The sequence below is a fragment of the Polaromonas sp. P2_G11 genome (genome assembly GCF_056403595.1).
The window spans coordinates 829377-841482 of record NZ_JBFUFE010000002.1 but is presented as its reverse complement, the minus strand read 5'-3'; the positions used below and the strand labels follow the sequence as shown (position 1 = coordinate 841482).

The 12106-nt window shown below is 60.6% G+C and carries 12 protein-coding genes; 3 read left to right on the top strand and 9 right to left on the bottom strand.

Translation table 11 applies throughout. The features are described 5' to 3' along the window. Positions 1-9: 9 nt before the first annotated feature. Entirely contained in the window at positions 10-681 is a 672-nt protein-coding gene (locus AC1DWQ_RS10560; RefSeq protein ID WP_477669571.1) for a response regulator, read from the top strand. Beyond that, positions 681-2039 (top strand): ATP-binding protein, encoded by a 1359-nt coding sequence (locus AC1DWQ_RS10555; RefSeq protein ID WP_477669628.1) that lies wholly within the window; start codon positions 681-683, stop codon positions 2037-2039. Before AC1DWQ_RS10560 ends, AC1DWQ_RS10555 begins: the two co-directional genes overlap by 1 nt. A gap of 90 nt (positions 2040-2129) precedes the next feature. Here the strand turns inward: AC1DWQ_RS10555 and arsA are convergent, their stop codons facing one another. The 5 genes from arsA to AC1DWQ_RS10530 form a co-directional block, all read right to left on the bottom strand. Beyond that, complete coding sequence (arsA, locus tag AC1DWQ_RS10550; RefSeq protein ID WP_477669627.1) at positions 2130-3887, bottom strand: arsenical pump-driving ATPase; 1758 nt, start codon at positions 3885-3887, stop codon at positions 2130-2132. 369 nt (positions 3888-4256) lie between these two features. Next, complete coding sequence (locus AC1DWQ_RS10545; protein WP_477669570.1) at positions 4257-4946, bottom strand: VIT1/CCC1 transporter family protein; 690 nt, start codon at positions 4944-4946, stop codon at positions 4257-4259. 26 nt (positions 4947-4972) lie between these two features. Next, entirely contained in the window at positions 4973-5524 is a 552-nt protein-coding gene (locus tag AC1DWQ_RS10540; RefSeq protein WP_477669569.1) for a cytochrome b, read from the bottom strand. 315 nt (positions 5525-5839) lie between these two features. Beyond that, the gene (locus tag AC1DWQ_RS10535; RefSeq protein ID WP_477669568.1) at positions 5840-7198 is read right to left on the bottom strand and encodes a histidine kinase dimerization/phospho-acceptor domain-containing protein; all 1359 of its coding nucleotides are present in this window, start codon (positions 7196-7198) and stop codon (positions 5840-5842) included. Continuing rightward, complete coding sequence (locus AC1DWQ_RS10530) at positions 7195-7875, bottom strand: response regulator transcription factor (protein WP_477669567.1); 681 nt, start codon at positions 7873-7875, stop codon at positions 7195-7197. The genes AC1DWQ_RS10535 and AC1DWQ_RS10530 overlap by 4 nt, the downstream gene beginning before the upstream one ends. 189 nt (positions 7876-8064) lie before the next feature. On the opposite strand from AC1DWQ_RS10530, the gene AC1DWQ_RS10525 reads away from it, so the two are divergent. Beyond that, entirely contained in the window at positions 8065-8793 is a 729-nt protein-coding gene (locus AC1DWQ_RS10525) for a phosphatase PAP2 family protein (RefSeq protein ID WP_477669566.1), read from the top strand. 476 nt (positions 8794-9269) lie between these two features. On the opposite strand, the gene AC1DWQ_RS10520 is transcribed toward AC1DWQ_RS10525, so the two are convergent. The 4 genes from AC1DWQ_RS10520 to AC1DWQ_RS10505 all read right to left on the bottom strand — a co-directional run bounded on the left by AC1DWQ_RS10520 (position 9270) and on the right by AC1DWQ_RS10505 (position 12085). Further along, on the bottom strand, positions 9270-9548 hold the full coding sequence (locus AC1DWQ_RS10520) for a hypothetical protein (protein ID WP_477669565.1): 279 nt from the start codon (positions 9546-9548) through the stop codon (positions 9270-9272). 311 nt (positions 9549-9859) lie between these two features. Next, positions 9860-10198: a hypothetical protein gene (locus AC1DWQ_RS10515; protein WP_477669564.1), complete on the bottom strand. Its 339-nt coding sequence runs from the start codon at positions 10196-10198 to the stop codon at positions 9860-9862. Positions 10199-10325: 127 nt separating this feature from the next. Beyond that, a complete protein-coding gene (locus AC1DWQ_RS10510) occupies positions 10326-11384 on the bottom strand; it encodes a HAMP domain-containing sensor histidine kinase (protein WP_477669563.1) in 1059 nt (352 codons plus the stop codon). A gap of 5 nt (positions 11385-11389) precedes the next feature. Further along, on the bottom strand, positions 11390-12085 hold the full coding sequence (locus tag AC1DWQ_RS10505; RefSeq protein WP_477669562.1) for a response regulator: 696 nt from the start codon (positions 12083-12085) through the stop codon (positions 11390-11392). Between the last annotated feature and the right edge of the window lie 21 nt (positions 12086-12106).

Below are 12106 nucleotides of genomic sequence, written 5' to 3'. Positions count from 1 at the left end.
AATTGCCACATGCGCATCCTGCTTGCTGAAGACGACATGCTGCTTGGTGACGGCCTGCAGTCCGGCCTGAGGCAGCTTGGCTTTCAGGTTGACTGGGTTCGCGATGGTACGGCCGCAGAACGCGAGTTGCGCGCACAGGTCTATGACGCAGCCGTGCTCGACCTCGGATTACCGCGCAAGGACGGCCTGGAGGTTCTGGGCGCTATTCGGCGGGCGGGCTTCTTGACGCCCATGCTGGTACTGACGGCCCGCGACGCGGTTCCGGACCGCATACGCGGGCTTGATGTCGGGGCCGACGACTATGTGGTCAAGCCGGTCGATATGCAGGAGCTGGCCGCCCGCCTGCGGGCACTGGTGCGCCGTGCTCACGGCCAACCGCAGGAGTGCCTGCGTGTGCAGGATGTCGTGCTCGACCCGGCCGCCCGCTCCGTGCACCAGGCCGGTCAGTTCGTCACACTGTCTACCCGCGAATTTGACCTGTTGCAGGCGCTCATGCTCAGTGCCAACCGTGTTCTTTCCCGTGAACAGCTTGAGCAGCAGCTCTACAGCTGGGGCAAGGAGGTGGAGAGCAACGCCGTGGAAGTCCATGTCCACAACCTGCGGCGCAAGCTGGGCAGCAAGCTGATCCACACGGTGCGTGGGGTCGGTTATATGTTGCAACGCGACGCGCCGAAATCGTGATTCCGCGGCCGCACTCCCTGCAGGGCCGCCTGACGGCCATGGTGCTTTCCGTGGTGCTGACGGTCTGGCTGGCGACCGCGGCGCTGACATGGCTGGATGTGAGCCATGAGCTTGACGAGTTGCTTGATGGCCACCTGGCCCAGGCCGCCGCCCTGCTGGTGGTGCAGCAGGCACAGGAGCTGGAGGAGGGCGACCGTGGCGTTGATACGCCCACACTGCACCGCTACGCGCCCAAAGTGATGTTCCAGGTGTTTCATGAGAACCGGCTTACGCTGCGTTCTGCCAACGCACCTGTCACGCCCATGGTCGAGCGCAGCAAACAGTTCAAAACCGGCTTCACCACCGTGCAGATGGCCGGTTCAGCGTGGCGGGTGTTTGCCACCTATGGCGCAGAGGACGACGTGCAGGTGTATGTAGGGGAGCAAACGGGCTCCCGCAACGACATCTTGCTGGCGGTGCTGCGCAGCACGCTGTGGCCCATGGCGCTGGCTCTGCCTTTGCTTGCCCTGGCGCTGTGGTGGGCCGTGTACCGCGGCGTTGCACCCATGCGCCGGCTGGGCCACGCGCTGGCCGAGCGGCAACCGGCGGCTGTACTGCCGCTTGCCCTGAACGACGTGCCATCGGAGATGGTGCCCATGGTTGATGCCCTGAACGCCCTGTTTGTGCGCATAGCGACGCTGCTGGAGTCTGAACGGCGCTTTACCGCCGATGCCGCCCATGAATTGCGCACACCGATTGCCGCCATCAGGGCACAGGCCGAGGTGGCGCTGGGCGAAACCGCCGAAGGCCCGCGAAGGCAAGCGCTGCACAACACGCTCGAGGGCTGCGACCGGGCGGCCCGGCTTGTGGAGCAGTTGCTCACCCTGTCGAGGCTGGACGCTGTTGCAATGCCGGCGTCTGCGCCCGTGGACATGAGTGCACTGGTACGGCGCGTGGTCGCAGAGCTGGCACCCAAGGCCATCAGTAAAAACCAAACGCTGGAGCTGGACGCCGCGGAATCCTGCCATCTTCAGGGCGACGAAATTCTGCTGACCGTGCTGGTGCGCAACCTTGTAGACAACGCGGTGAGATACAGCCCTGGGATGGCGCGCGTGAAAGTGTCGGTTCAGCAGCAGGATGGACGGGTGGTTTTGCGTGTGGAAGACAGCGGCCCGGGCATGACCGAAGGCGAACTCCAGCGGCTGGGTGAGCGGTTTTTCCGGGTGACCGGCAACACCGAAAGCGGTAGCGGCCTTGGCTGGTCCATTGTGCGGCGCGTCGCGGCCGTGCATGGGATGCGGCTGCAAGTTGAAGCTTCGACCGAGCTGGGCGGTCTTGCGGTGCGGGTGCTTGGGCCGCAGGCATCGAGCCCGTTTTAAATGGCCGCGAGGATTCCGGTTGTTGGACCTGACAGTGTTGAGTCCCGTGGTGCAGTCCGAGGGATTCACTCCAGTCATGTATCAACCTTTTCACTTTTTCGCCACAAGTCTGGACAACTCCACCACGCCGACCGGCGGACGGATCAGCCAGGGCAATATGAAGACCCGTTTGGCCAGTCCGCCGGCCATGCGATCCATCTGCTTGCGCTCACCGGCAAGCCGCGCCGCCAGCAAGCGGTCCGTGGTGCCGGCCGCCAGCACGCTCTTGTTGAGCACCCACGCATAGGGCTCGATGCCGGCGCGGCGCAGGTCGTCCTGCAGGGCGGCGGCCTGTGAGACCGGGGTCACCTCCGGCAGGGCCACCAGAATGATTTTTGTGTACGCCGCATCCTGCAGCCTCATCAATGGCGTGACAACGCGCGTTGCGCCCTGGCCTTCGTACTCCCGCATCATCTGCCGGTGGTAGGCGCCGGTGGCGTCCATCAGCAGCAGGGAATGGCCGGTCGGTGCGGTGTCCAGCACCACAAAGGCACTGCGTCCTTCACTGACAACGTGCGAGAAGGCGTGAAACACGGCCACTTCCTCTGTGCACGGCGACTGGAGGTCTTCCAACAGCAGGGCCTGCTCCTGCGCATCCAGGCCGGGTGACCTGGCCGCCATGATCTTGTCGATGTAGCGCTGCGTTTCGACTTTGGGGTCTATGCGGTCCACCCGCAGGCCCGGCACTTCGCCCCCTATCGTGCCCGCAAGGTGGGCCGCAGGATCGGTGGTGCTCAGGTGCACGGTTTTGCCGCGCTGGACCAGTCCAAGGGCCAGCGCGGCGGCTACTGTCGTTTTGCCGACGCCACCCTTGCCCATGACCATGATCAGCCCGTGTCCGCTCGCAACCAGTTCGTCGGCCAGGGCGTCCAGACCCGGGAAAGGGCCGACGGGCTCTGCCGCAAGCGTCTTGCCGGCCGCCATGCGACCGGTGTCTGCCGCAAGAAGCGCGCGCAGGGCCGGCAAGCCGACGGTGTCGAACACCCTCAAGGGCACTCTGTCCTGCGGCAGTGCACGCAGGGAAGAGGGCATTTCTGCCAGGGCCTGCTGCCCGACAGCCTCGATGGCCGCCGCCACCGCATCGGCTGCATCGCTGGCGTGAAACTCGCCATTGACCACCAGCCGCTGGTTGTTCAGGCTCAAGGCCAGGAGTTCCCCAGAGGTGCGCGCCGCCTCCGCAATCGCGCCCCGGTCCGGCCGGGTAACCAGAATCACCGTCGTTTTAGCCGGGTCGCCCAAAGCCTCTAGCGCCGCCTTGAACCGCTCCTCCTGCATCTTCAGGCCCGAGTGCGGGCCCAGACAGGATGCACCGCGGTCGTTGCCATCCAGAAACCCGCTCCATGCCTTGGGCAGACTAAGAAGGCGCAAGGTGTGTCCCGTCGGCGCCGTGTCAAAAACGATATGGTCGAAGTGGTCCGCATCGTCGGACAGCAGGGATGCGAACTCATCGAACGATGCGATTTCCGTGGTGCAGGCACCTGACAACTGCTCACGAACCGTTGAAAGTTCCGCTTCGCTGGCCCGCGCGTCCATCTGGGTCAGCACACGCTGACGGTAGGACTCTGCAGCCGTGTCCGGGTCGATGTTCAATACCGACAGCCCGGGAGCGCCGGGCACCGCTGTGGGGATGTTGCGCAGCTCGATGCCCAGCATTTCGTCGAGATTCGATGCCGCGTCGGTACTGACCAGTAAAACCTTTTTCCCCGCGTCGGCCAGCGCCAGCGCCGTGGCGGTGGACAGCGATGTCTTGCCGACCCCACCTTTTCCGGTAAAGAAAAGATATCGTGTCGGCATCTTGAGAAAGCCCATGGCCTCGGGCTGCGACCAACGATGTGCTTCTTCATGCGCGCGGATGACGCCGGTATGCGCGATGCCGTCAGTGGTGATGGTGCCGTGTGTGAGCATCTTTGATCGACCTTACATTTATCCCGGATTGAAATCGAAACAACGAACCGCATCCGGCGGCATTCGACGCGTATCCGCCCGGAAGATGTCCGGAGCGGCTTCAGCGCTCACAGGGAATCCTCCGCGACGGCCCAGACAAGCTGAGTCCGACAGGCGCTGGGCGCGGATGCCGATAACCGGCCAATTCCGCGACGTCGGTCTCACTCCTTGTGGAGGGTAAGTTCATGGAGTGACTGTGCATGGGCATCAAAAGGTGTCCGTTCGCCAGCAGACTTAAACCACAGCGCCAAACAGCGCGCCTACACCCGCGGTAACGCCCATGGCCAGTGCACCCCAAAAAGTCACGCGCCACGCGCCAGGCAGAACTGCGGCGCCGCCCGCCCGCGCGGCCATCGCGCCCAGGGATGCCAGAAATACCAGAGAGGTTCCAGACACCCACCAGATCAGCGTGCCGCCGGGCGCCACCGCGGCGACGGCGAGCGGCAAGAGGGCGCCGCACGCAAAGCTGGCTGCCGACGCGAGCGCGGCCTGTAGGGGCCGGGCGGCCATGTCGTCGTAAATGCCCAGCTCGTCGCGCGCATGCGAACCCAGGGCGTCATGGGCCATGAGTTGCTCCGCAACCTGTCGGGCTAGCGCAAGGTCCAGCCCGCGCGCGACATAAATAGCCGTCAGCTCGTGATGTTCGGCCGCGGGATCCTTCTCGAGTTCGGCATGCTCCCGGGCCAGGTCGGCCTTCTCGGTATCGGATTGCGAATGCACCGACACGTATTCGCCCGCGGCCATCGACATCGCGCCGGCCACCAGGGCAGCCACGCCCGTCATCAGCACATTGCCATGAGTCGCGCTGGCGGCGGCGACCCCCACGATCAGGCTGGCGGTGGATACGATGCCGTCATTGGCGCCCAGGACGGACGCGCGGAGCCAGCCGATGCGTGAGGTTCTGTGCCGTTCAATGTGTCTCATGCTTTGTCTTTCGTTGCAAGGGGGAATCAGCGGCGGCCCGGGAGCATGCGTATCAGGGTGTTATCGCGCAGTATGTAGTGGTGATACAGGGCAGCCACTGCATGCAGGCCCACCAGAAAATACCCAACAGTCGCTCCCGCTTCGTGGACTTTCTTGATCCAGTCCGCCGCATCCTTGTTGCCGGCCATCAACGCGGGCAATTGCAGCCCGAAAAAAGGAATGGGTTGCCCACGGGCACTGAGTACCAGCCACCCGGCCAGGGGCATCCCTATCATCAGTAAATAAAGCCCTGCCTGTACCAGCCGGGCCAATTGGCTTTGCCAAAGTGGCGGCGCTGGAGCGACCGGTGGGGAGCGAGTCCAGAGATTAATCACCAGGCGAAGCCAGGCGAGAACAAATACAGACAGGCCCAGCATGTAGTGCCAGGTCCTCAGCTCACTTCGTATGTCGCTTCCCTTGGGAAAAGCCTCGCTGACCTCCATGCAGATGTAAACCGCCGCCAGCAAGAAGAGCATGAACCAGTGCAGTCCCATCGAGAGCAGCCTGTAGCGGTTTTCCAAGTGTTTTTTTAAATTCATTGTCTGTCTCTTCTTATCATTAAAGTGAAGTGTTGACTGCAGGCCCCAACGTTGGTCGGTTGGCGTGACTACATATCTGTGCCACCCTGGCTTAAGTGAGTGCCTCATTCAGCTTTCCCGGATGGCGATAAATGGCAGGGCATCTTCCAGAATAGATAAAGGGCGTGCGTGATACTGGGCCACAGCAGGCTCCTGAGTTATCGGCAGCATGAGCCAGCAGCCGCTGCGGGCACTTGACCTGCGTCAACCGAGACGGACTTTCGGGAGCCACACTGCACACCCCTCGGGTCACCCTCAGCACAATTCAACAGTCGCTCATTCTGCTTTCACAGAGATTGCCGGGAATTGCAGGCGATAGCACCTGGTAAAGCCTGGCGGCGGTGGTACCAGTCCAAATCGCGCTCCATGAATGGCGGCAATCTTTTCGACCACACGCAGACCGGTGCCCAGACCCAATGAACGCGAATTGCTCGCGTTAAGGCTGACCGCAAGGACTTGAATGTCTTTTTTGGCCGAATCACACACCTGGAGCCAACGGGCCACAGGGTCCAGTTGCACTTCCACGCGGGTTCCCGGTGGCGTATGGCTCAAGGCGTTTTCAACCAGATTGCGAAGCACCAGCCTTAGCAGTACCGCGTGCCCCTCAATGCTGAAGAAGCCCGGGCTCACCAAGGATAGATCATGTCGGGTTTCCATGGCAGCCTGGCCGAACTCGGCTATCTCGCTCAGCGCTATTTCATCCAGGTTCAACGCTTGCCGTGCTTCGAGCAAGTCGGTCCGGCTTGCGCGCGCCAGCGCCAGTAGGTTCGCCAGGACCTGGCCTGCCCGCAAAGCGTCCTGCTCGAGTTGCGACAAAAGTAAATCGCGTTCCTCGCCGGAGGCAGCTCGCCTCAAGGCGTGCGCCTGCAGGGTCAGCGAGGCCAGAGGCGTGCGCAGTTCATGCGCCAGTTCACTGGCCAGTTCCCGCTCTCTTTCAACGGCCGATTGGTAGCGACTCGCCAGCGTGTTGATCGAATCCACAACAGCCCGGAACTCACGCTGCGAGTAGGGCCCTTGAAGCGGGGCGGCCCTGTGAATGTCCAGGGCGTCCACATCGCGCGACAAGGCGTACAGGGGTCTTAAACCCCGGTGGATTGCAAAGCCCAGCGCCAGCGCAACCACGGGCAGCAGCCAAAAACCGGGGCCGGCAACTTGCCCGGCAATGTCTTTTGCCAGGTCATCACGCTCTGCTGAATCAAGCAGCACGGTTACCTTGCGCGTTCGGTCAGGCCCGTCCCAGCGCGAAAATGCCCGCCAGGGAACCGGCGGTGAGCCCAGCGTCAGGTTCTCAAAGCCTTCGCGCATATTGAAAGCGACAGGCGGCGCGTCTCCGATACGCATAAGCGTTTTGCCTTGCCCGTCCCACATCACCACGCTCATGGAGCGCTGGTAATCGTGACTCTTCAGGTTGGACAGCGCGGCGGTGTTGCTGAAGTCAGTGCGTGAGTCGACACCGGCAAAACTTTCCGCAAGTTCAAGAAAAGCGACGCTGGCCAAGTGGCCATCCGTGAGCTCGTCAGCCTCGTGAATACCCGTGCGGTAGCCCAATGCGATAAAACCACCCCAGACAATCAATAGCGCGCCCAGCGCCCAAGCCATAAGGCTCGTGGTCAGCGACATCTGCGCAACCCTCATGGTTTCTCCGGTACGAAGTAACCGACGCCGCGCAGTGTGCGTATTACGTCCTCACCCAGCTTCTTTCTCAGGTGATGCACATGAACCTCCACGGCGTTGCTGTCGAGCGCATTGCCCCAACTGTAGAGCCGGGCTTCAATCTGCGGCCGTGACAGTACGCGGGGCCTAACCTCCACTAAAGCCAGCAAGACACCGAACTCCCGCGGGGCCAGCTCAACCGATTTTCCGTTCAGGTGAACGGCCCGCGTGGCCGGATTGATTACTAAGGCGCCGGCCGTTATCGTAGCTTGGGCGCGTCCGACAGCCCTTCGCCGAAGCGCGCGCATGCGCGCGGCCAATTCATCGGGATTAAAGGGCTTCGTCACGTAATCGTCGGCTCCCATATCCAGGCACTCGATCCGTGCGGCAACCTGGTCACGCGCGGTCATGATCAGCGTTGGCGTGCCGGCATCGGGAAGGGAGCCTGCGGGAGCCAAGCGTAGACGCTTAAGCACTTCCGAGCCGTCGCCATCCTCAAGGCCGAGATCGAGCAGAACCAGATCAAAGGGTTCGACCTTTAGCGCGGTCCAAGCCGATTCAACACCGCTAGCGATATCGATAGCCCAGCCCAACTGCTTCAGATGACTTTCAAGCCCTTTGGCAATGCCTTCATCATCCTCGACAACTAATACGCGCATGCAGCATTGTCCGCCGGACCCGCGTGGAAAACAAAGGCATGTAGCCGGTCTGCACCTGCGCACAGGGCTTTAACGCCGCCTTAAGAATGCGTTAAGTATTGGGCGACCTTTTCCTGGGCTTTTGTCAAAATTCGCAGCGTCACCAAATCGTTAAGGAGGATTTAAGACAAGACACCGAAGCTCCACGCCATGCAAAATTCTTCCCAAAAACGGTTTGCGGCGATCACGGTTGCCTCGGCCGTCATTTTTCTGGCGTGGGACGCATCGGGGCTCGATCTGCCGATGGCGCACTGGTTCGGCGGCCTTGCCGGTTTTCCTTTGCAAGATAACTGGTTCCTCACCGTTATCTTGCACGACGGCGCTCGACGGGTGGCCTGGTGCCTCGCTTTACTGCTGTGCCTGGGGGTGTGGTTTCCACTTGGTGGCCTCAAGCGGCTTGAATTCACTAAGCGCCTGCAGTTCGCCTCCACGACTTTGCTGGCAGTTATGACGGTCAGCTCGTTGAAGTTGATGAGCACCACCAGCTGCCCTTACGCCTTATCCGATTTCGGCGGCGTGGCGCATTACGCCTCACATTGGGCCCACCTTTTTCAGCACGACGGTGGTAGTGGAGGGTGCTTCCCCGCAGGGCATGCGTCATCCGGGTTTGCCTTCTTAGGTGGTTACTTCGTTTTTAGCGGCAGCGACAAAATTGCTGCGAAAAAATGGCTTGTCGGTGCGATCACCGCCGGCGTGGTTCTAGGATTCGCGCAGCAGCTGCGCGGCGCGCATTTCATGAGCCATACCTTATGGACTGCATGGATCTGCTGGTGCACTGCCTGGGGCGTCGACAATTTCACGTGCAGGCTCAATTTCATAGGCTTGACAGCTGACCTCGGAGTGACCGGCACCCAAGAATCCATCAAAGGGCGAGCCTAGTCGCAGGCGCCGCTTTTTATTATTTAACATAATATACATCGTGGAATTTCAGAGTGGTTTTGGATGTCTGCGGTGGGCCTAAAGCAGACTCTACTCGTGCTTCTTTCGGATAGCGTCAAGTTTTGCTTTTGCCGCCCGCATTTCATCAGGCGACCGATCGCGCAAAAGCCAACGTGCGCCCAACCCGATTAATGCGACTAGTATCAGCAACAGTAACCAATGCATAGAAGATATTGTGAATGTGGTCGGCGCGGAGCTTCGACTAAAGCCGTCCTAGATCTACTGAGCGGCGGTCCACCGACTGGTTGCTCGGTCAAAATCAATTAGATAGCGCCCAGTGGAAACGTCAGCATGACGAGCCAGGAAAATCCCGCTACCGCATGGTGCGAAGCCTATAAATCCACACCACGCGAAGTAACGCCACCCAATCATTTTCTCGGTAGGCTCATCTCGTTTGACTCCACCCATTTCGGCCCTCACGGAGAAAATGTTACGTTGCGCTTTTCTTCCTCCTTATTAAAGATAAGACGAGCGAAAAAACCATTATTTTTGTCCATGCAATCAATCAATTCATCTACATAGGCCCGCGCTTCGTTTTCATTTTTGAAATTTGGTTTTGGCTTGGATTCAGACATAGTTTTCATGCACTTGGTCATTGACCTTGCGACCTGTATTCCGCCAACGGTTCTAATTGCAAAAAAGCCGCCTATAAGCAGAACTGAAACAATAATAATTTTGGGGAGTGTAATTTTCACGTTGAGCCCTAGGCCTTCTCGGCTAGCGACAGGAGAGATGCGGTTAATTCAACCTTCGCACGACTTGGCAGGATAGGAAAAATCTGTGGGTAGCTATTAGACTTGATTACGCTGCCCTCCTCCAATTCTCCTGAATCGCTCAGGCGTAAAAAACCCTCCAATTAGGGGAGGGTTTGCTTAGGAATACTGACTTGGGCCTAAGCACCCTTAATGCGGCGAAGTTTTTTGCGTTTCGCCGCGCACTTTACAGAATTGGTTCCGCGGATCGCTCCACTGCAGATTCGAGCCGCCTGGCGTCAAGCCACTCGTGCTCATTTCGTCAGGGAATCGAGCGCGCGTTCGCGCTGGGCGCGCGTCATCTGACGTGCTTGTCTGGGAGCGGGTGCGGCCGATACAAACGCGACATTGGTGAGTTGCGGGACGGCACGGCGTACGTCTATCGCCGGGCAATTGTTGCTCGTGTCAAAAATCAGATGGCCACTGGGAAAAACTGCGGGCAGCTTTTCGTGGATCTGGTAGCTCATGTCTATGGGCGGCGCTTCACCGGAATAAAGGATCTGGTTGCTGGGGTTATAAACGGTGTAGCACGCCATGGCTGGCGCGACCAAGGTCGTTAAGGACAGCGCCATTGCGCATTTCAAAGAGGTCATAAGTTTCTCCTGCACGCTCCGGATCAGAGACGTGGTTCAAAGCATATGTCTTATGTGGGTTGCGTCAAGTCGGACGGCGCCGCCACATTCGCAAGGCAAGTGCCGACCGGATAGGGGGGGTGTAGCATCACAAAGATCGCGTCGTGACCTCTGCCGCAGCGGGCAACCAGAGCGTCATGACCAATCCCCCACCCTCACGCAGCCCTGCTTCTACGCGGCCGCCGTGCAACTTCATGGCGCGTCGCGCGATGGCCAGACCCAGACCTACCCCGCGCACCGACTCCCCTCCTTCGACCCGGGTAAACGGCTCGAAGATTTCCTCCAGCATGGGCGCTGGAACTCCCTGGCCACGATCCAGGACTGTCACCACCAGTTGCGTATCGCCGGTGCGGATCCCCGCTTGAATTTCGACGACTGTGCCCGGTGCCGTGTATTTCACCGCATTGCGAATGACGTTTTCAAAAGCCCGGTACAGCAGTTCACCATTGACCTGGGCGACGAACTGGCCTGGCGCGTCGATGCTGACCTGGCGTGACAGCGATCGCGCCTCGAAATCGGCATCTTCGGCAATGGCATGCAAAAGCTCGATCACGTCGACCCGTTCACGCGCCAGGCCGGTGGGTGCCTCCAGGCGATGCAGCGTGAGGAGCTCCTCTATCAGGACATCGAGCCGCTCGCTCTCGCGCTGGATACGCTCGACCATCGCATCGGTCTGGGAAGGGTCCTGTCGCAGCAGGCCGATAGCGGCTTGCAGCCGCGACAACGGGGAACGCAGTTCGTGGGAAATATCGTGCAGCAGCACCTTGCGCGACTCGGTCACCTGCTGCAGCTGTGCAGCCATGCGATCGAACTCTTCAGCCAGGTCCGCTATTTCATCACGTCGCCCTTTCATCAGCGGTTGCACACGCGTGTCGAAACGGCCTTCAGCGGCACGGCGCAAGGCCCAGCGCAGATGCCGCAACGGGCGGGACAAATACCATGCAAGCACCGGGCCGATGATGAGGACGGCGACTATGGCCGATATCAACGGTACGAACGGCACAAAACCGAAGGTGGCGACGTCGTCCGGAGGGGGATGTCCTGTCAGTGTGAAATACGCGATGGTGCCGGCGAACGAAAGCACCATGCTCAGCCACAGCGCGAGCAGCAGCTTCCAGAACAACCGGCCGATGCGGCGCGTCTCCATATCTGTCAGTCCTCCAGCAACTGGTAGCCCATACCGCGAACACTCTGGATCCAGGACTCGCCGTCTGCACGTGTCCCCAGCTTCTGGCGGATGCTGCTGATGTGCACATCGATGCGCCTGTCGAATCGGGCCAGCGGGCGGCTGAACGCCTGCAGCGAAATATCCTGCTTGCTCACGAGCTGGCCGACGTGGCGAGCAAGGACTTCAAGCAAGCTGAACTCCGTGCCTGTCAAATCCAGGGGAATCCCGTGCCATGTTGCCTGTCGGTTGCCCGGCGACAAAACCAGCTCACCCGCCTGCAGCACACGCTGCCCGGAATTGGGCGCCGCCGCTTCACGCGCGTCAGTGCGCCGCAGGATGGCGCGGATGCGCGCGACCAGTTCGCCGGGTGTGCAGGGTTTCGGGACGTAATCGTCGGCGCCCATGTCCAGGCCAACGATGCGATCAACGTTGTCACCGCGCGCCGTAAGCATGAGCACCGGGACTTTGCTAAGGGCGCGAATGCGGCGCAGTGCCTCCATGCCAGACAGCCGGGGCATCATCACATCCAGCACGACGATGTCGTAGCGGCCGGAAGTGGCCTCGGAGACACCGGCCTGGCCGTCGTGTACGGCGCGCACATCGAAGCCCTCGCGGACGAGATACTGCGACAGCATCGCCGTGAGTTCGAGGTCATCATCAACAAGCAGAACCGGAATCATCTCGACATCAGTATCGCTTGA

Bases quoted from the DNA above. Each gene is read 5' to 3' on its own strand.
- AC1DWQ_RS10540 (WP_477669569.1), bottom strand. From the start codon at position 5,524: ATGAATTTAAAAAAACACTTGGAAAACCGCTACAGGCTGCTCTCGATG.
- AC1DWQ_RS10545 (WP_477669570.1), bottom strand. From the start codon at position 4,946: ATGAGACACATTGAACGGCACAGAACCTCACGCATCGGCTGGCTCCGC.
- AC1DWQ_RS10560 (WP_477669571.1), top strand. From the start codon at position 10: ATGCGCATCCTGCTTGCTGAAGACGACATGCTGCTTGGTGACGGCCTG.
- arsA (WP_477669627.1), bottom strand. From the start codon at position 3,887: ATGGGCTTTCTCAAGATGCCGACACGATATCTTTTCTTTACCGGAAAA.
- AC1DWQ_RS10525 (WP_477669566.1), top strand. From the start codon at position 8,065: ATGCAAAATTCTTCCCAAAAACGGTTTGCGGCGATCACGGTTGCCTCG.
- AC1DWQ_RS10505 (WP_477669562.1), bottom strand. From the start codon at position 12,085: ATGATTCCGGTTCTGCTTGTTGATGATGACCTCGAACTCACGGCGATG.
- AC1DWQ_RS10515 (WP_477669564.1), bottom strand. From the start codon at position 10,198: ATGACCTCTTTGAAATGCGCAATGGCGCTGTCCTTAACGACCTTGGTC.
- AC1DWQ_RS10510 (WP_477669563.1), bottom strand. From the start codon at position 11,384: ATGGAGACGCGCCGCATCGGCCGGTTGTTCTGGAAGCTGCTGCTCGCG.
- AC1DWQ_RS10530 (WP_477669567.1), bottom strand. From the start codon at position 7,875: ATGCGCGTATTAGTTGTCGAGGATGATGAAGGCATTGCCAAAGGGCTT.
- AC1DWQ_RS10535 (WP_477669568.1), bottom strand. From the start codon at position 7,198: ATGAGGGTTGCGCAGATGTCGCTGACCACGAGCCTTATGGCTTGGGCG.